This window comes from Hominimerdicola alba (assembly GCF_900112155.1).
In the GTDB taxonomy this organism is placed as follows: domain Bacteria; phylum Bacillota; class Clostridia; order Oscillospirales; family Ruminococcaceae; genus Hominimerdicola; species Hominimerdicola alba_D.
In genome coordinates, this window is sequence record NZ_FOKQ01000001.1 from 255,357 (window position 1) to 274,919 (window position 19,563).

Below are 19,563 nucleotides of genomic sequence, written 5' to 3' on the forward strand. Positions count from 1 at the left end.
GTAAAATATTGCTTAAATATGAAATCGACGGTTGTGCAAAATGTAATTTTCAGGGAATTAATGTAAATTCATCGATTTTCACATTGTGAAATATTAAAGTGTGCATAAAAAATGTTCGTTTTTACAAAACTGCTTTGACCCACTTGACAAATCGCAGATCATGGTGTATACTTAGGCACATAAACAGCAACGGGGCTGCAAAGTAAAACACTTTGCAGTCCTTTTGTTTATAATAATCTGTGCAATGGGGTACAGGGAAGCAATAAGTTTCCTGTACCCCATTTGCGTTTTGGAGGTAATAGTAATGGACGTAAACGAAGTTTTACGGCAAGTAAGCGAAAGCACCGATAAGACAGTCTTCGGTGTGTGGTTCATGATAGCGGTTGCGCTGGTGTTCTTTATGCAGGCCGGGTTTGCAATGGTGGAAACAGGCTTCACAAGAGCGAAAAACGCAGGTAATATTATCATGAAGAACCTGATGGACTTCTGTATCGGTACAGTTGCATTCATCGCTATCGGTTTCGGACTTCTGCTGGGCGAAGATGCCGCAGGTCTTATCGGTAAGCCCGGTTTTGATATTTTCACAAGCTATGACAGCTTTGCATGGGATCAGTTCGTATTCAACCTTGTGTTCTGCGCAACAACAGCGACCATCGTTTCGGGCGCTATGGCAGAACGTACAAAGTTCCTCTCTTACTGCATCTATTCGGGTATCATCAGTGCTCTGATCTACCCGATAGAAGCTCACTGGATCTGGGGCGGCGGCTGGCTGGCTCAGATGGGCTTCCACGATCTTTCAGGTTCATGTGCGATCCACATGGTCGGCGGTATCTGTGCACTGATCGGCGCTAAGATCGTCGGACCCCGTATCGGTAAGTTCACCAAGACAAAGGACGGCGAGATCAAGGTAAACGCTATCCCCGGTCACAACCTGATAATCGGTGCTCTGGGTGTATTCATCCTCTGGTTCGGCTGGTACGGTTTCAACCCCGCAGCTGCTTCCAGCGTTGGTCAGCTTGATTCCATCTTCCTGACAACAACAGTTGCTCCTGCTATCGCAACTGTAACAGTAATGGTCTTCACTTGGCTGAAGTATGGTAAGCCTGATGTTTCAATGTGTCTGAACGCTTCTCTTGCAGGTCTGGTTGGTATCACTGCAGGCTGCGACGTTATGGACTGCTTCGGTTCAATAATGGTCGGCATCGTTTCCGGCTTCCTGGTATGCTTCGGCGTATGGTTCCTTGATTACAAGCTCCACATCGATGACCCAGTTGGTGCGGTTGCAGTTCACATGATGAACGGTATCTGGGGTACTATCGCAGTTGGTCTTTTCGCAACAGAGAGCGCTCCCGGATACGCTATCCAGATAGAGTGCGGCGGCATCAAGGCTGAGGGTCTGTTCTACGGCGGCGGATTTGAGCAGCTTGGTCTTCAGCTCCTGGGATTTGTAAGTGTTGCAGCATGGTCAGCAGTTTCCATAACAATAACATTCCTTATCATCAAGCACACCATCGGTCTCAGAGCCTCCGAGCAGGAAGAGATCATTGGTCTGGATATCACAGAGCATGGTCTGGTATCCTCTTATGCAGACTTTGCACCTTCCATGAACGAAGCTTCTGTATACGGCTACACCAAGGACGATGCAAAGAGCGTTAAGAAAGTCGGCAGAGATGTTCCCCCTATCGTTCCTGTATCTGTTGAAAAGGCAGTTGAAGTTGAGAGCTACGTTGCTCCTTCACCAAAAGGTCAGCCCAAGATGACAAAGATCGTTGTAGTATTCAAGGAACAGAAATTACAGGATTTCATCCAGGCTATGGAATCCATAGATGTAACAGGTATCACCATCACCCACGTACTGGGCTGCGGTATGCAGAACGGTCAGCGTCACTACTACAGAGGTACAAGCATAGAAATGAACCTGCTGCCTAAGGTAAAGGCTGAGATAGTTGTATGTGCAGTACCTGTAAACACAGTTATCGATGCAGCGCGTTCCGCACTGTACACTGGTAACTACGGCGACGGCAAGCTGTTCGTTTACCCGATAGAGAACGTAGTTAAGGTTCGTACAGGCGAACAGGGCTACGATGCTCTTCAGAACTTTGATGACGAAGCTCCTGCAACCTGATGATATAGTTAACAACATTGAAATTGCTTCTTTGCGAACTTCGCAAAAGCATATATCGGACTTTCACTCGTTCTCAAAGTGCAATTTCTAATGTTGTTAACTACAAACAAAAAAATGACGGTCATCGTTTTGGTAATCGTCATTTTTTTATACTGATTTTTCAGCAGGTGATAAAAGATATCATATCCCATGCATATGGTAAATTTGATTCTGCCCATGCAGCAATTATCCTTATCTCTTTCGATTGTTGAACGATACGTTCATCAAGATCTTCATATTTTGCATCGGGTACTATCTCAAACTCTATACCGCTTCCGATGATACCGTTTTCGGAATAGGGAAGTATCCTTGTTCTGTCAGCATATAACTCGGGATACCAAAACTTGTAGCCTTCTTCAATGTCTTCTGTATCAGCCCACCCGAACCCGAATACATATCCGTCATTTTCGCATATAGCGTTCTTTGTGTTTTCACCGCCGCCATCGGATCTGAGTTCGCCTGTTGAATAACTGATGAAGTATGTGTCGCCGACAGTAGAGTTTTCTATCGGTATAATAATAGTATATAATCCCGATGGATAAAGTCTTGCTACGTCATTGAGCGGATAATAGTCAAAACTATCCGCCCCCTGTATTACCTCAAACTCAACTGCTGTACCGTTTTTTATGACTTCGATATGACCGAATGGCGTGCTTAATATCTTTGTATTCATTTTCTATCACCTGACTTTTTTGCTTTATATATTATAATAGTATATCTGCTTTAGGATACGTTTTGACAATTATAGCATGAAATATAGTGTAAGTCAATTACTAAAAACGGTTTTGGCATTTTGAGGAGATATCAGACGAGCGTATACGGATGATCAAACTAAATGATCTTTAGCAGACAGATAGGATAGGTAAACGTTGTTTGATCACACTCTGTTCAAACTTGGAATAATAGCCTAATTTTAAATTCTGCCTTGGATCATATATGCTTTCCAAAAGACAATAAAATCCCCTTTTGCAAATTGCTTTACAAAAGGGGAGCATTTATTTTTATGTAATTGTTTTTGGAGTATTACTTGCCTGTCACTTTATAGTAACATACACAGCATTTTTGATGGCGTTTATGGTATCCCATTTGCCGTTTACTCTTGCTGCGATAGCAACTTTGTAGGATAATCCGGGGGTAAGGTTCTTGGGAGAAGTGTAAATATTGCCTGTGATATTCTGTGTCTGTATTCTCCACTTGCCTGCAAGATATATAGCTATACCGTATCTGTCAGCACCTTCGACCTTATCCCATGTAAATCTTACCTGGTGATATTGCTGGTTGTATGAAACATTGATGTTTGTGGGATATGTGATATCGGGGTCTTTCTCGACGTAAGGCTTATCTTTTTTGGGGTAAATGCGAGTGAATACATCCAGGGATTCGAGAGGGTAGCCATTGAAATCAAACAATGCCTGATTATCAAAAGATGATCCGCCTGCTGAGGTTACATCGTGATCGTACTCGGAGGCGTAAGATGATGCCCATCCGCAGCCGTACTTATCCCATTTTTCACTCTGCTGCGAGGAAGTACCGCTGACACCAAGCCATGCAGGTTCCCAGTAGAATGCACCTATGCCCTTATTGCCGCAGTTAGCGATAGCCTGAAATACATCGGTAACAGCCTGTGTCTGTCCCTGAACGGAAATATCATAGTTCAGATCTACACCGCTTGACCATGCAGAGATAGTATTGCCGAATGAATCGCCATTGTCGGAAGTATAGGGATATGCCGTTTCAGCAACCATGACATACTTGCCGTAAGTATCGCCGATGGTCTTCAGCACGTTTGTGAGGTTACTCAGCGAGCCGTGCCAGTATGGATAGTAGGAAGTTGCAAATACATCATAATCAAGATGGCATTCGTTCATGACTTTTGCGTACCAGTTGAAGTAATCCACATGGGAAGGATTCGCAAAATGATGGGCGATAAGGATATTTCTGTCGAAGTCACGAACTGCTTTTTCACCGCTTGCGAAGAGTTCGCAGATCTTATACATATCTTTTTCACCGCAGAAGAAGCACTCGGTCTCGTTTCCGACCTGCACCATGCCTATATCTCCACCGGCTTCTGTGATAGCTTTCAGCATCCAGGTCGTCCATTTGTATATCTCTCCCGAAAGAGTATACTGATCGTGAGGTGCCCAGTATTTCGGGCGTGTCTGCTTGGAAGGATCCGCCCAGAAATCGGAATACTGAATATCCACCAACAGCTTGATGCCGTATTTAGCAGCACGTCTGCCGATCTCGCAGGCAGCATTCACGTCGTTGTTTCCGCCGCCGTAGCTGTGACCTTTTCCGTCATTGGGCTCATTCCATACACGTACACGTATGTAGTTTACATCATGATCGTAGAGCACACGGAAAATGTCTTCTTCCTTACCGTTGTCGTCATGGAAAACGACACCGGCCTGCTCAATTGAGAGAATGGATGAAATGTCAACACCACGTATCGGTTCGCCGCCATTTACAGATGCGGGGAAAGAATTGAATGTGACACTTTTGTTATAAGTGGCAGCAGATGTTGGGATTATAAATGCAGATGATGTCAGCATCATAACAGATGCAGTCAAACCTGCGCAAACCTTTACTGCTCGCTGAAATATTTTTGTTTTCATAACAGTCTTATATGTCCTCCCTATAATATTATTCGATATAATTACCATTTTTGCAGTTATATTATATCAACTTTCCGATCACTTGTCAACTTAATTTGATGAACGCGTAGAATCTGGGGCAAATTATAAAATAATATTACTGTTATTTTGTTAGGTTGTGCCAGTATTGTGAGGGGATGTGTTTGATTTGGATGGCAAACCATGACAATATACTATATTGATTATGATAAAAATACGCATATGTTTCACAATGAAATTTGGTGTATTTATAGTCTTTGGTTATCGAACTCTTAATATTTATATAATATACAAACATGACGAAATGAAGTTGAATTTATATTAGAGCAATGTTTTGAAACAATCCCATGATAATCGAATAAATGCTCTGTCAAATTATACATTAATATGATTATCTATTATAAATATGCAACGAATGATTAAGAAAATGTATCGAAATAATTGACATTGATAATTATCTGTGCTATCATATTCTGGGAAATATTGATATATATTGCAATTTTCAAATTGATAATTCAGGAGGTCATTAAAATGAAGATGAAAAAAGTTTTAGCAGTAGTGATGGCGTTTTGTATGACTGCGGGTGTTGTCAGCTATGGTACACCAGTGATTGGACACGCCATAACAGCGCAGTTAGATGGATCTACAGCGCCGAGTGGTGTTATCGAGGGCAGTTGTTATTCTTTTGATGAAACAAAGGGTGAATTGACGCTGAAAGGTAAAGTAAGTGGTGATGTTATACGATCGTTTAAATATAAAAAAAAGGTTAAATCTATTAGAGCGGAACAGGGAACGGACCTTCCTGAAAATTGCCATAATCTTTTTAATGGATACTATAATTGTACTTATATTAGCTTTTTATATATGGATACAAGCAATGTAACTGATATGAGTAATATGTTTGACGGCTGCATCAATTTGGAAACTATTAGTATTGGAGAAATCAATACAAACAATGTTGTTAGTATGGCTTCTATGTTTTACGGTTGTAATAAACTTAAAAATCTTGATGTAAGTTCATTTGATACAAGTTATGTCAGAGATATGACTGAAATGTTCTTTAACTGTTCCAGCCTGACCAAGCTTGATGTGAGCGGATTTGATACAAGCAAAGTCACAAGCATGAAACTAATGTTCTGTGGCTGTTCCGAACTTTCAGCGCTGGACTTAAGTGGATTTGATACAAAAAATGTTACAAATATGAGTTGCATGTTTATGAATTGTTCGAATCTAGCTGCTATAGACTTAAGTGGATTTGATACAAGTTGTGTTACAGATATGAATAGTATGTTTTCTAACTGCTACTGTCTGACAGAACTTGATGTAAGCAATTTCAAAACGAATAATGTAACATCGATGTATTGTATGTTCTATGAATGTGAGAAGCTGAAATCACTTGACTTAAGCGGCTTTGATACTAGCAATACTACAAACATGGAATGGATGTTTCGTTTCTGTTATGACTTGACAACACTTGACGTTAGCGGATTCGATACAAGCAAGGTTGAGAACATGAATTGTATGTTCAATAGCTGTTCCAGCCTGACCTCACTGGATCTAAGTGGTTTTGATACCAGCAAGATAACAAATATGGAAAACCTATTCGGTGGTTGTGCCAGCCTTATAGCACTTGATATAAGTTCATTTGATACATCAAATGTTACAACTATGCAGTTTATGTTTAATGGCTGTTCAAGATTGTCCTTACTGGATTTAAGAGGATTTGACACAAGCAATGTTACTAATATGCGTTATATGTTCGCCTTCTGTTCTAGTCTAACCGCGCTTGATCTGAGTGGATTTGATACAGGTAATGTTACCGATATGCTTAGCATGTTTGCACACTGTAAAAACCTAACTTTACTAGATGTAAGCAGGTTTGATACAAGTAAGGTAACAGAAATGAGTCAAATGTTTTATAACTGTCCTATGTTGACCAAACTTGATTTGAGTAGCTTTGATACAAGCAATGTTAAATATATGAGTTGTATGTTTAGTTTTTCTAGTAAACTAAGTTCCCTTGCCCTTGGTGAGAATTTCAGAAAAATCACCGAAGAAGCAGAGCTTATTAACAACAAAGGCTGGGTAAACGCCAATGAACCTACAACTGTAATCAGTGGAGACGGAGAATATGCAGTTATCGAAAACAGCGGTAAGAACACCTACAAACAATATAAGCCTACCTACCCTACAAATATCAAGGTAACATACAGCGAAAAATATCACCAGGTAAGATTCACATGGGATAAAGTCGAAGACGCTGACAAATATGGTATAGCTGTATATCTGGCAGGAAAGTGGAGCATACAGACACGGAACATTACTGGTACTACATACACTTCTCCCAAGAATCTCACACCCGGTAAGACTTATAAAGTAGCAATAGCTGCTAGAGTGAATGGCGAATGGGATATCACAAATGCTATCAAAAATGCTGTGACTGTTACAATAAAGTGATAGGCTGATACTGATATAATGTGATGAACGCAAAACGTATAGACTCTTTTGTTTTTATGCATAGCAAAGGAACTCACCGCGGAAATATTTTGGTGGCAGCGTATTCACTGTCAGTATCCAGGAATTGCCAATTACAAGCAATTTATTGTCGGATAGGCATTATGGAGCTTGCTTGTCAGCGTTTAGACTGTCATAATGAATGAGAAAAATCAATGTGTAATATATCGTGATTATTGTAAAAAAACCGACAGCTTCGTATATGAAACTGTCGGTTTTATTGTGTAGATCATTTCTGTAAAAGTTCAGTGATACATCCAGTTCTTTATATCCAATGTTCTAAGTCAGTCCATCACTTTACAGTTACAGTAAACGCTCTGCTGTTTATCTTGCTGATATCCCAGCTGCCGTTTATTTTAGCGCAGACTACCATTTTGTAGGTCTGGCCTGCTGCCAGCTTCGGGGATGTGAATGTAGTGGTGGTGATATTCTGATCTACTACCTTCCATTTGCCTGCCAGATATACGGCAACGCCGTACTTTTCAGCGCCGTAAACAGCGTCCCATGTCAGTCTGAACTGGTGATATTTTTCGCTGTATTCTATCTTAGTTACCTTAGGATAATTTGCTGTTGGATCGGTCTCGGGTTCTTCCGGTTCGGTAGGCTGATCGGGAGGATTATCCTGCTGTCCGGGCTGCCAGGGCTGTTGACCTTGTCCGGGATTCCACTGTCCCTGACCAGGCTGCCACTGACCCTGTCCTCCGGGCTGACCGCCGCCTTGCTGCTGACCTGAGCCCGCGGTAAGGGTAGCTGTTGCTACACTCTGATTATTCACATACAGCGTGTAGGTCACGTCAGACTTCAGTGATTCTGAAGCGAATACAACGTGGTTTGCGCTTTTTACAGCAGTTGCCTCATACAGGGTATTTCCGCTGCTGTCCTTTATTGCGATTGATGCGCCTTTGCTTATGCTGTAGGATGAGCTGCTCTGACCGGACTGTGAGCCGGGTCTGCCAAAACCGCCGCCCATGCCGGAGGTGCCGAAAGCTATGTAGTTGCCCGATGTGGGTGTTACTGCCATTCCGTTCATGCCCACAGCCACTATTGTGCCGCCTGTATATGTCAGTGAGTTGCCGAAGTCGCCGATGTCAAGTGCGCCGTTGCCGTTGTTTGCAGCACCGAATATCTCGGTATATCCGCCTGAAATGCTCATGTTTCCGTTGGAATCAACTCCGTCACCGTCGGCATTTACATACCATTCCCCGCCTGAGATATTCAGCTCATAGGTGAAGTTTTTAAGCTCGCTGTTAGCCGCATTCATACCGTCATCTGAGGAAAGAATGCTGCCCTTGCCGCCGCGGAGAGTGATAGTCGCACCCTCAAAGCCTTCGTAAGCCTTCTTTACATCTATTTCTGGACCGCTGCCGTCTGCTTTGCCCACAGTCAGTGCGTTTTCGGCTTTCAATCCATCGTTGCCTGCATTGATAGTCAGATTTCCGCCGAAAACGTTCACCTCTTCGGCGTGTACGGCGTCATCAGATGCGGTTACACTTATCTTGCCGCCGTTAATAGTCACAGTTCCTTTCGATTCTGTGTCTTCATCATCGGGGGAAGCCTTTATTCCGTCATCGGAAGATGTCACATTGACATTACCGCCGTTGATAATAAGTTCGCCGTCAGCTGCCAGGGCATTGTTTACCGCATTCACATTCAGTGTGAAGCTGTCATTTGCGCTTTCGCCCACAGTCACTGTTGAAGTAGCCGCGCCCTTTATGCCGTTTTTGCAGTTGCTTCCGTTGACGGTGAGTGTTCCTGTACCTGTGAGAGTAAGTGAAGAACCGCTCTTGACCTTGATGCCTGCGCCCTCAAAAGCATCTGCTACGGTCGTGTCAGATGAGTTCTCGTTTGCGGGGTTTTCCGAATCGGTGAGAGTATTCTTGCCGTTTATAACTATCTCTGCCTCAGCACCCTTATTTACTGAAACAGGTGCGGTGGATGAGCAGGTGAGTGTCAGCTCATCAAGGATAAGCACAACACCTGTGGTGCCTTTCTTTACGGTGATGCTTCCTTCAACGCACTGACCGCTTACCACATAGGTTCCTGCTTCATTTATGGTCAGGGCAGTTCCGTTTATTTTGTAGCCTGAACCTGCCGCATTTGAAGCACTTATACCGCTGTTGGTAAAAGTAAATGAATTGTCATACGAGCCACTGTATGCAAAAGCATCCAGGGATACCGTACTGCATACCATCGCTGCCGCAGCCACTGCTGCCGATACTCTTTTCATCATAAGTCTTGCCTTCATAAGTTATACACTCCTGTCTGTTATTATTGTGTTCTTCCGTTTGAAAGTTTTTTCTGCGGTACATCAAAACACCACGAAAAAATGCTCTTTCCTAAACCGTAACCACAGTATAGACTGTAAAGGTTAAAATAAGGTTAGAAAAAAGCATCTTTGCGAAATATTTAATTTTTATTTACTGTTTGATAATTTTAACAATAAAGCGGCTTCCGATTCCTTCGGTACTTTCTACTTCGACTTTTCCGCCGTGGAATCCTGCGATCTGTTTTACCAGTGCAAGCCCAAGTCCAAGTCCCTTGGAGCTTCTCGATCTGTCGGAGCGGTAGAAGCGTTCCCAGATATGCGGCAGATCTTCCGCCGATATGCCGATGCCGTTGTCCTCGACGGTAAGCACAGCCATATTACCGCTTTCGGATAATCCGACTTTAACCGTGCCGTTCTCCTTGCCGTACCTAAGACTGTTCTGTATCAGATTAACGGTGAGCAGAGTCAGCATTTCGCGGTTCACATACGCTGTTACAGGGTCAAGCTTCTCGGTGACGGCGATATTTTTATCCGCGATTATGCGCATATCCTCGCAGACGGAATGTACAAGCTCGGTTAGATCAGTCTCCTCTTTCGGGTAATGCTCTGTGCCCTGGTCTATCCTTGTGAACATCAGCAGAAGTTTAATAAGTCCTGACATTTTGTATCCCTGTTCCTGCACTGATGAAACCACCTGCAAAAGTTCCTCGGCACTGTCTGAATGATCGAAGCCGTATTCACACTGAGCCAGTATCACAGAAACAGGTGTGCGCAGCTCGTGGGACGCATTTGATGTGAACTGTTTTTGTGCATCGAAATCTTTATCCAGCTTATCGAACATTGTATTGATGGTATTTGCCAGTTCGTCTAACTCGTCGCCGTTGCCGCTTGTGCCGATACGCTTGGAAAGATCCCCGCCTGAACGTATCTCCTCGGCAGTTTTGCGGATATCTCTCACGGGCTTTAGAAATCTTCCCGTTATAAAGTAACCGCCGCCGAAAGCCATTGCCAGCAGTACAGGCAGGGCGATAAGTATCGTTATGTGGGAGGTCAGGCTCCCGAAAAGATCATCTTCTGCCGCTATTATACCCCTTACATACATATCGTTGCCGCGGACGGTTCTCGTCTTTTTGTCCCAGTAGTAATAGTCCCTGCCGTCAAGTTCAGTGCGTACAGGCTTGTCAGTTTCGTGTACTGTAATCTCATCAAGCTCGGGATAGAGGAACACACCTGCGATATGGTCGCCCTTTTTATTATACACCATCAGCTGAACATCATCGACGAGAAAGTTGTGGTCATCAAGCTTTCCCGTTTCCATATCCTTTCGGTATTTCCAGTCGCCTCTCATTTTGTATACCATTGAATCTGTGGCATTATCAAGGGTCTGGAGAAGCAGTTTTTTCTCTGTTGACTGATATATCCGCATCACCAATATCAGTATCACAGCACAGACTATAGTGAGTATCAGCGTGAACCACAGTGAAAGCTTCAGCTTTAGCGAGATGCATTTCATACTTCCTCCTTCATGACATATCCTATGCCCCTTACAGTATGTATCAGCTTTTTCTCTCTGCCTGCGTCTATCTTCTTGCGGAGATAGTTCATATACACTTCAACTATCTTTTCTCCGCCCTCGTAATCATAACCCCATACATGGCTGAGTATCTTAGCCTTGCTGAGTATATGACCCTTGTTCATCATCATGTATTCCAGAAGTTCGTATTCCTTGCCGGTTAGTGTAATCTCACAGCCATTCAGAGTTATGATATGTGTGTCGATATCAATGGTGAGGATCCCAAGTGTGATCTGATTTGAGATATTCCCTGATACGGTTCGCCTAACCGCCATGATTCGGGCGATAAGCTCGTCAAAGGAAAATGGCTTGACGATATAGTCATTTGCTCCGAGGTTCAGCCCTGTCACCCTGTCATGCACCGTATCTTTAGCAGTCAGGAAAATTACCGGAGTGTTTTTACCCTGTCTGCGCAGATCCGTCAGCACCTCAGTGCCGCTGAGTACAGGCATCATGATATCCAGCACTGCCATATCGTAATCGTTGTAAAGCAGCCTTTCAAGCGCTTCGCCACCGTCAAGGCAGCTGTCAACGCAGAAGCCTTCTTGTTTCAGCTTTTTGGTTATGACCTCATTCAGCGAGCTTTCATCCTCCGCGATAAGTATTTTCATATCACACCTCCGCAGTTTATTATACTATCGTGTTGTCGCTATTATATCAGATAGTTTTGGAAAAGTCAAATGTTTGGATTTATTCAGCTCTTATGCCTTTTATAAGGCTCAATGATGTATTTATGAGTTTACGGTACAACATATTTGAAGATGATGAGTCGGAAACGATTTATTTAGTGTCTGTTACATTATTACCGAAATCTATCACCCTGTCGCATATTTCCAATGCCGCCGGACGATGCGTAACAATGACCACAGTTGTATCCGTCATATACCGAAGATTTTGAAGCAAACGTTTTTCTGTTTCGGCATCGAGTGCGGAAGTGGCTTCATCAAGTAACAGTATCGGGCAGTCTGAATAGATTGCACGAGCTATTGCTATCCTCTGCATTTGTCCTTCGGATAATCCTGTGCCGCGTTCGCCTAGCAGAGTATCGATGCCATCGTCAAGCAGCGAAACAAAATCATAGGCACAGGCGATATGCAAAGCCCTGTTGATACGTTCATCATTATGCATATCAGACTTGTCAGCAAATGAAACGACCTCACGGATAGTTCCTGACATCAGCTGATTGCCCTGAGGAACATAGGCGAACATCCTATGCCATTCAGCTGATAATGGCTTTTCACCGTCCGTATCAAGCAGATAACGATCACCGCGATCCAATTTATAAATACTCATGAGCAGTTTCAGCACCGTTGATTTTCCACAGCCGCTATGTCCGGTAAATGCTACATATTCACCTTTGCGTATCTTAATGCTGATATTTTTCAGTACTATCGGCTGGTTGTCTTTTGTCAGATCCTTGATACTATCTACCGCAGGATAATATGTGAAATCTGCATTTTTCAGCCCAAATGACCGCAGTTTATCGGAATAGTATTTCTTGATCGTATCAATATCGAGTGCTTGTTTTTCACTGTCATCGTAGAAGTTTTCGATCTCCATAAGCCTTTCGGCACTTGCTGTCATGGCGTAGAATCTCGGCAGATAGCCTGTAATATTCGCAAAGGGCGCTTGTATCTGTGAGATAAGCTGTGTTATCGCAGTCAGCGTACCGTAGCTTATCGTGCCAAGCAGTATCCCATAACCGCAGTAGCATACGCCGAAAAGGTACATTCCGTTCATGGCTATACCTAAGCCGATATTACAGAAATTTGAAAAGCGGTTTTTCTTCATCCGCGCAAATTTGTGCGCCTGCATTTTACCGACAGCTTCGTCCTCAGTCTGCGTTTCAACTGCAAAAGAGCGTATCATCATCATACTGCCAATATGCTCCTGCAGAAATATTCTCAGCTTTCCGTCACGTTCCTGAACCAGCTTGTGCAGCTTTTTCAGCACCTTTCGGAAAGCGTAGGTAAAACCGATAAGGAGCAATCCGCAGGGCAGAAGAACACAGGCAAACCGCCAGTCGAGAATTATCATCATGACTACGGCACTTATCAGCTTGACGATCATTCCTACAAGACCGGGCAATATTTCTACATAAGCATTTGCGACCACAACAGTGTCATTCGTCAGCCTATTGAGCCATTCACCCGAATGGACAGCGTTCACGCTTGCAAAATCTTTCCGCAGGATATTCCGCATCAGCCGAGACTTGAAGATATTTTCAAAAGTTGATTTTGAAAGCTCATTCAGCCACCGCAAGACAGCCCGCATTCCTATCTGCGCAAGAACAAGCAGTGCGGTCAGCAGGACGTAGTGCCAAAATCCTGCCTTGTTATGAGCTGTTGCGCTGTCAACGATATTCCGCAGCAGCAGGGCATAAAGCACACCGCTTGCGCCGAGCAAAGCCTGCACAGACATTAAGGCAAGTATATAAAATTTTTTCTTTTTGGGGACGGCATAGAGCCATTAAATTGCGTTATTTTTCATCATTTTACTTTTCGTTCTATTATTGTTTGGAGATGGAAAATATGGCATAACCATTAAATCAATTCGAGGAAAAACTACCCCATCCCCAACAAATGCTCAAAGTCCTCTGCAGGCATCGGTTTGTGATAATAGTATCCCTGCATAGAACAGCAGCCCAGCTCATAAATGAAACGAGCCTGCTCCTCCTTTTCTACACCCTCAGCTATTATATCCATTCCAAGTGCCCTTGTCATTTTAATTATGTGACTGATGATGACGCGGCTCTTTTCCGTATCGCCTGTTTCGGTGAGGAAATACATATCAAGCTTGATGCGGTCTACCTGAACCTCTTTCAGCATATTCAAAGAGGAATATCCGCTGCCGAAATCATCCATCTCAACTTTAAATCCGTACTTTCTCAGCTTTTGTGTGGTTGAGATCAGCAGTTCGGGACTTTCCACATATGCCGTTTCGGTTATCTCAATATGTAGCTGATCGGGAGTAAGATCATACTTCTCGATCAGTTTTAAGAAAAAGTCAGGGACATTATTATTCTTTGCCAGATCGGCGCGGGACAGGTTAACCGAGACTGTCATGCGCTTACCCTCCCTGTTCCAGCGCTGAAGATCACAACAGACTTTCTCCCATACGAAGCAGTCAAGATCATAGATAAGTCCTGCTTCTTCCAGGGCGGAAACAAATTTCCCGGGAGATATCCATCCCCTTGTGGTATGTTTCCAGCGGCACAGCGCTTCTGCACCTGTGATCTCGCCTGTCTCGTAATTAACCTGCGGCTGATACCAGACCATTATCTCCCCCGACCGAAGCGCCGCAGGAAGACGTCCCGTCACTTCAGCAAACAGTTTTCCGAGACTCCATTGCTCGGTATTATAAAACTCAAATCCGTCCTTATGCCCGTCGCGAAGTTTTTTCTCTGCAACACGCGCATAATCGATCATCTGATCCACATTTACATCTTTATGATCCTCAGGTGTCAGTGCATAAATTCCTGTACTTATACGAATATGTATCTCGCGTCCCTGATCTGTAAAATAATTCTTTACAGGTTCAAAAACTTTCTTAACATCCTCAGACAGCTGACCATCACCTTCAAGGTGACGAAGTGTGGCAAAATGATCTGCTTCCAGTCGGCAGAAAGCGTCAATATCGCTCATATTCTCCATTGACTTTTTCGCCCAGAAGCACAGCAGTTCGTCTCCCGCTTTCATGCCCAGACTGTCATTTATGTATTTGAAATTCTGTATGTTATTATATGAGATAACATAGGGAACATCGGGGTTACTGCGAAGCAGTTCTTCCACCCTGCTGCGAAAACTCTTCAGGCTAAGCACGCCTGTAAGCTGGTCATAGTCCATCACACGGCGCATTTTTTCTTCCTGATCAAAACGGAATGTTCTGGCTTTCAGGATAACTATAGTGACAAAAGATGCTATGAGCAGAAAAAACAGCAGGATAACAACACCGTACTCATATAAATAGTCATAAACATCATACTGGTACAGCCGTCTGCCTGTATAATCAAGTATAACAGCCTGCCGCTGAGTATCGGGAAGTGCTGATATGCCCTTGTCGAGCTGTGCGATCAGTTTCCTGCCCTCGGGAGTATCCTTAGTGCCTGCACGGAAATCCATTGAAAACATATTTGACGGCTGTACCGTCAGATCAGAATATGAAGGCTTTTGAAGAACATAGCTCCACACATAGGAATTATGCAGGAGAGCATCTACTTCTTTTCGGCGGAGCGCTTTCACACTTTCGTCCATCGTTTCAAAGAATTTGATCTCTATTCCGGGGTAAAGCTGACTGACAGTGTCTGCCCCGCCTGACAGTGAACTAAGCATACCTACTTTAAGCTCATTCAGTTGAGGCGGCTTTCTGTTGTTTACGGTAACAAGCGTAAATGGTGTCTGAAAAAGATTATCAGAAACGACCGTGGAACTGCCCGAAGCGCTTGAAATCGGGCTTCCGAAGGGAAGCAGGACATCGTACTCATCATTATCAAGAGCTTCTTTAAGTGTGCTTTCCCCTATAACCTTAAAAGAAGCATCAAATCCAGCTTCTTCCGAAGCAATTCGCATCAGATCCACACCTATCCCAACAACCTCGCCTGTCTCCTTATCACAGTAAAAGATAGGACATCGATCTGCAGGTACGCCTACAGTGATCTTACGAATATTTCCATCTGCACAGACCCTGAAAGGCGAAACGGAAGTCAGCATTACCGTAAATACTGTGATAATGGCTATAAGGCACATTATATACTTTTTATATAATTTTGAAAAACCAAGTATTTTGCAAATATCTCTCATCTGTAAACCTCCACACAAGGTCCGCAGACCTGTTTTTGATTTCCACTCTATTTTTTACAAACGAGCCAGATGTATATTGTTTATTAACAATTATACATTAAATTACATAAAATGTCAACCGTTTGTACAAGAAAATAAAATATTTTAAGCTATATTATTTCTGATTCGCTTAAACTTGACTTTTCATCGATGATGATGTATAATCACAGAAAAAGAGTAGAATTTTGCCTGCTCATTAAAGCCAAACAGAGTTAATAAATATGTAAAAGGACAGTAGTTATGGGATTAATTGATAAATTTAAGAAAAAGACAGCCAACGACAGCGCGGACAATTCTAAGATAATAGCTGAAATTTTCAGGACGATCTGCAAAGACAAGGAAAATATAGCAGCACAGATCGCCGAATGTACAAGTTCCCCAAAAGATTACGCTGTTAAAAACGCAGCTCCGTATTCCGAGCGCGGGATTTCTCCCGATGATACCGACACCGATACTCTTATGTGGATAGGCTGCGTGGATATTCTGATAAATAACGCATATGCAGCGGAGCTTGATTTCAGCTGTGAACTTGAAGATCTTATTTTCAATCTTGGTAAGCTTGACTCTGTTGCCGATGAAAACGTAAATTTTGATGAGAATGATCTTTCTGCCGATGATGACATTACTATCTGGCTTGATAAGCTTGACGAACAGCTCAAAGATCGAAAACTCTGCATAGGCGGTATAGATATTGACAGCGACAGCTATGTGATCTTTCTTACCGATATCCAAACGCTGGAGAAGCTAAAGGATAGCGCAGGAAGTATTGGTCATAGGATAGACTTTGCAAAAAATCTGTAAACAGATGATGAGAAGTTTCCTTTGATATTTTATCCCGATCTGATTTCATGACAAGTCTTATCACATACTATTTATAATAGTTCATCATTGGAAAGAAAGACAAGATAAAAAGGTCACAGCCCATAAACTGTGATCTTTCTCTTTTATTCTCCACTGTCTGCAATTGCCGAATTCAGATGTAAAAAAACTGGAAAAATAAGCCATTTTATGGCTACTGACGCTCGTCACCTTTGCCTAACTTACAATATCCTGAATGTTTAATTTCTACAAATTCATTTCTGGAATAATAAAAGTTCAGCAGAAATGCTTGCGCTGTCTGAAAAACTGTAATATAATCATTAATGTTAGATGAACAAACCAAGGCAGCACCGCACGACCATCGGATAACGTTTTTGTACACCATCTGCTTGCAGATTTTGTGCAGCACGCACATTCGATGCCCCATATATTTGTGAAAGATCACATCAAAATAATCATTCCCACGAAACGTATATATTATGTTGGCGGCAAAAATCCGCGGAACCGATATATAACTTTTGCAATAGGAACAACTATGAAGTGATCGCACGGCGTTGCCCTGACAACATTCTGGCGTATAAAAAAAGATCAATTGAAAACGGAGGTAATCAAATTGGAAAAGAAACATAACGTTATGAAGCGTACACTGGCGGGTCTGACCGCTGCTCTGTGCATTGCAGGCTGTCTGCCTGCTGTTGCAGCAAGTGCAGAAAGTAATAACCAAACTGAGATCACCTATACTAATGGTCGCGGTGGTGTAACAGGCGGCTGGGAGGTCGTAAAAGGCAGTACATCGCCCGAAAACAACCCTGATGCTATTGATGCTCTGGAAAAGGCGACCAGCAACATCGACGGCGTTGCATACACCCCTGTTGCAGTACTTGCAAGGCAGTGCGTGGCAGGTACTAATTACTGTATGTTATGCAAAGTCAAGGCTGTCGCTCCGAAGGCAAGACCCTCTTATCAGCTGATATACATCTACGAGGATCTTAAGGGCGGAGCTGAGATCATCGGGTGGACAACGGTATTGAGAAGCCCAGCTGAGGGAGCCACCGGCGGCTATGCTGTAAATGACGGAGATACATCACTTTCAGCTCATAAAGATGTTCTGGATTTATTCAATAAGAAAATGGAAGGCAGTGGAGGCGTAGATATCAGACCGATAGCATATCTCGGAAGTCAGGTGGTAGCAGGTACGAACCATCTGCTCCTTTGCAAATCCACAGTTGTTTATCCCGGAGCAGAACCGACTTATGAGTTCGTTACACTATATGAAGATCTTGAGGGAAATGTGCAGATAAGTATTTCCCAGAAAATAAGATTCGGCGATATGGGAAACTACGAAGAGCGCATCATTCACGTCGATGCCAAAGATCCCACCTGCACCGAGGACGGCAATACTGAATTCTGGTTTGATCCGATCAATAACAAATTTTACGCCGATGAAAAGAGCAAAAATGAGATAACTCAAGCTGATACCGTTGTCAAAGCACTCGGTCACGACCTGGACGATTCCGAATGGACATGGAACAACGATCATACTTCTGCCCACCTTACCGTGAAGTGCAAGAAATGCGGTGCAAAGGTGATCGATGAAGACGGCACGGTCGTAGAAAAGAATGTATATCCGGCTACTTACAACAAAACAGGCTTCATTAACTATGTTGCGACAGTGACCATCGATGACGAGTCATGGGAGAACCACTGTATTGTAGTTCTACCAAAGCTAACCTATACCGCACCTAAGATCTCCTATGAAAAGGGTCAGGGCGCAGTAAAGCTCAGCTGGACAGAAGTAGAAGGTGTAGAAGAGTACGGTGTTGCAGGCTATATTAACGGCAAGTGGAAGCTTCTCGATCATGGCACAGGTACATCTTATGTACTTAAAAACCTGAAGGCAGGCGGCAGCTACAAAGTTGCAGTTGTATCAAAATCCAGCGGACAGTGGATCACTGATTTCTCCAATGCCATAACAGTTACCCCGAAGGATACAGTCACAAACCTCTATCCCAAATTCCAGACCAAGGTCATCAACGAAAAGATAGGCTACAAGTGGGAAGCAGTTCCCGGTGCTGAGAAATATGCAGTAGCAGTTTGCCTCGCAAACAAGTGGCAGATCGCTAAGCAGCTGGACAGCAATGTCCGCACATGGACTTCACCTAAGGTGCAGAGCGGTTCTTACAAGACAGTCGTAGTAGCAAAAGTTAACGGCAAATGGGTGACTGCACAGGCTCCCGCACACGCTGTTACAGTTTCCGTCCCCTCGGCTGCCGATCAGCTAAGCCTTGAAGATAATGAGTACTGGATAACACTTTACAACTACAGCGGTGAACAGCAGACTTGGGATATCAGTTGCGCTGTTCCCGGTGATTCACAGTACTTCGAGTTCTTTGACAGCAACAAGAACAATACCGCTCAGCAAACTCTGCCCAGACATATCTTGGCACCTAACGGCGGTTCTATGCAGTTCGGTATCAGGCAGAAAACTCCCGGTATCGGTGATCTTAGCTCCTGTCTGAAAATAACAAATGCTGAAGGTAAGGAATACACAGTTTCTTTATCAGAAGACACAATAATCAGTGAGGACGAAAATTTGTGCGCTATCTACTTCGATGGTTTTGACTTCATGTCTCCAATAGAATTTAAATGTAGGTACGCTCTATCTGTAGACTAAGGACATATTGCTACGCACAAAAGAGGTTTCACACTAGTCGATTTGATCATTAGGATGATACAAATTCAATAGCAATATAAAG

General features: G+C 43.3%; 11 protein-coding genes. 4 read left to right on the top strand and 7 right to left on the bottom strand.

Features of this window, described 5'->3' with window-relative positions; genetic code table 11:
• Positions 1-304 precede the first annotated feature (304 nt).
• Positions 305-2,125, top strand: coding sequence for an ammonium transporter (locus BM265_RS01060; protein ID WP_074959632.1), 1,821 nt, complete (start codon positions 305-307; stop codon positions 2,123-2,125).
• A gap of 160 nt (positions 2,126-2,285) precedes the next feature.
• On the opposite strand, the gene BM265_RS01065 is transcribed toward BM265_RS01060, so the two are convergent.
• Both BM265_RS01065 and BM265_RS01070 read right to left on the bottom strand, forming a co-directional pair.
• A complete protein-coding gene (locus BM265_RS01065) occupies positions 2,286-2,837 on the bottom strand; it encodes a hypothetical protein (RefSeq protein ID WP_074959633.1) in 552 nt (183 codons plus the stop codon).
• 361 nt (positions 2,838-3,198) lie between these two features.
• A complete protein-coding gene (locus BM265_RS01070; protein WP_242940741.1) occupies positions 3,199-4,779 on the bottom strand; it encodes a glycosyl hydrolase 53 family protein in 1,581 nt (526 codons plus the stop codon).
• 549 nt (positions 4,780-5,328) lie between these two features.
• Between BM265_RS01070 and BM265_RS01075 the strand changes: the two genes are divergently transcribed.
• The gene (locus BM265_RS01075; RefSeq protein WP_081358327.1) at positions 5,329-7,254 is read left to right on the top strand and encodes a BspA family leucine-rich repeat surface protein; all 1,926 of its coding nucleotides are present in this window, start codon (positions 5,329-5,331) and stop codon (positions 7,252-7,254) included.
• Positions 7,255-7,603: 349 nt separating this feature from the next.
• On the opposite strand, the gene BM265_RS01080 is transcribed toward BM265_RS01075, so the two are convergent.
• The 5 genes from BM265_RS01080 to BM265_RS01100 all read right to left on the bottom strand — a co-directional run bounded on the left by BM265_RS01080 (position 7,604) and on the right by BM265_RS01100 (position 15,949).
• Positions 7,604-9,556 carry a carbohydrate-binding domain-containing protein gene (locus tag BM265_RS01080; RefSeq protein WP_074959635.1) on the bottom strand — a complete coding sequence of 651 codons (1,953 nt, stop codon included), beginning with the start codon at positions 9,554-9,556 and terminating at the stop codon, positions 7,604-7,606.
• A gap of 172 nt (positions 9,557-9,728) precedes the next feature.
• The gene (locus BM265_RS01085) at positions 9,729-11,090 is read right to left on the bottom strand and encodes a sensor histidine kinase (protein ID WP_074959636.1); all 1,362 of its coding nucleotides are present in this window, start codon (positions 11,088-11,090) and stop codon (positions 9,729-9,731) included.
• Positions 11,087-11,761 carry a response regulator transcription factor gene (locus BM265_RS01090; protein WP_074959637.1) on the bottom strand — a complete coding sequence of 225 codons (675 nt, stop codon included), beginning with the start codon at positions 11,759-11,761 and terminating at the stop codon, positions 11,087-11,089. The genes BM265_RS01085 and BM265_RS01090 overlap by 4 nt, the downstream gene beginning before the upstream one ends.
• A gap of 169 nt (positions 11,762-11,930) precedes the next feature.
• The gene (locus BM265_RS01095; protein WP_242940742.1) at positions 11,931-13,571 is read right to left on the bottom strand and encodes an ABC transporter ATP-binding protein; all 1,641 of its coding nucleotides are present in this window, start codon (positions 13,569-13,571) and stop codon (positions 11,931-11,933) included.
• Between the two features lie 143 nt (positions 13,572-13,714).
• Positions 13,715-15,949 carry an EAL domain-containing protein gene (locus BM265_RS01100; protein WP_081358328.1) on the bottom strand — a complete coding sequence of 745 codons (2,235 nt, stop codon included), beginning with the start codon at positions 15,947-15,949 and terminating at the stop codon, positions 13,715-13,717.
• Positions 15,950-16,228: 279 nt separating this feature from the next.
• On the opposite strand from BM265_RS01100, the gene BM265_RS01105 reads away from it, so the two are divergent.
• Both BM265_RS01105 and BM265_RS01110 read left to right on the top strand, forming a co-directional pair.
• Positions 16,229-16,789 carry a DUF6630 family protein gene (locus tag BM265_RS01105; protein WP_074959638.1) on the top strand — a complete coding sequence of 187 codons (561 nt, stop codon included), beginning with the start codon at positions 16,229-16,231 and terminating at the stop codon, positions 16,787-16,789.
• A gap of 631 nt (positions 16,790-17,420) precedes the next feature.
• On the top strand, positions 17,421-19,481 hold the full coding sequence (locus BM265_RS01110) for a fibronectin type III domain-containing protein (RefSeq protein ID WP_074959639.1): 2,061 nt from the start codon (positions 17,421-17,423) through the stop codon (positions 19,479-19,481).
• Positions 19,482-19,563: the final 82 nt, after the last annotated feature.

What these genes read in the sequence shown, in the direction of transcription:
- BM265_RS01060 (WP_074959632.1), top strand. Translation starts at nt 305, where the DNA reads ATGGACGTAAACGAAGTTTTACGGCAAGTAAGCGAAAGCACCGATAAG.
- BM265_RS01065 (WP_074959633.1), bottom strand. Translation starts at nt 2,837, where the DNA reads ATGAATACAAAGATATTAAGCACGCCATTCGGTCATATCGAAGTCATA.
- BM265_RS01070 (WP_242940741.1), bottom strand. Translation starts at nt 4,779, where the DNA reads ATGAAAACAAAAATATTTCAGCGAGCAGTAAAGGTTTGCGCAGGTTTG.
- BM265_RS01075 (WP_081358327.1), top strand. Translation starts at nt 5,329, where the DNA reads ATGAAGATGAAAAAAGTTTTAGCAGTAGTGATGGCGTTTTGTATGACT.
- BM265_RS01080 (WP_074959635.1), bottom strand. Translation starts at nt 9,556, where the DNA reads ATGAAGGCAAGACTTATGATGAAAAGAGTATCGGCAGCAGTGGCTGCG.
- BM265_RS01085 (WP_074959636.1), bottom strand. Translation starts at nt 11,090, where the DNA reads ATGAAATGCATCTCGCTAAAGCTGAAGCTTTCACTGTGGTTCACGCTG.
- BM265_RS01090 (WP_074959637.1), bottom strand. Translation starts at nt 11,761, where the DNA reads ATGAAAATACTTATCGCGGAGGATGAAAGCTCGCTGAATGAGGTCATA.
- BM265_RS01095 (WP_242940742.1), bottom strand. Translation starts at nt 13,571, where the DNA reads ATGTCTGTGCAGGCTTTGCTCGGCGCAAGCGGTGTGCTTTATGCCCTG.
- BM265_RS01100 (WP_081358328.1), bottom strand. Translation starts at nt 15,949, where the DNA reads ATGAGAGATATTTGCAAAATACTTGGTTTTTCAAAATTATATAAAAAG.
- BM265_RS01105 (WP_074959638.1), top strand. Translation starts at nt 16,229, where the DNA reads ATGGGATTAATTGATAAATTTAAGAAAAAGACAGCCAACGACAGCGCG.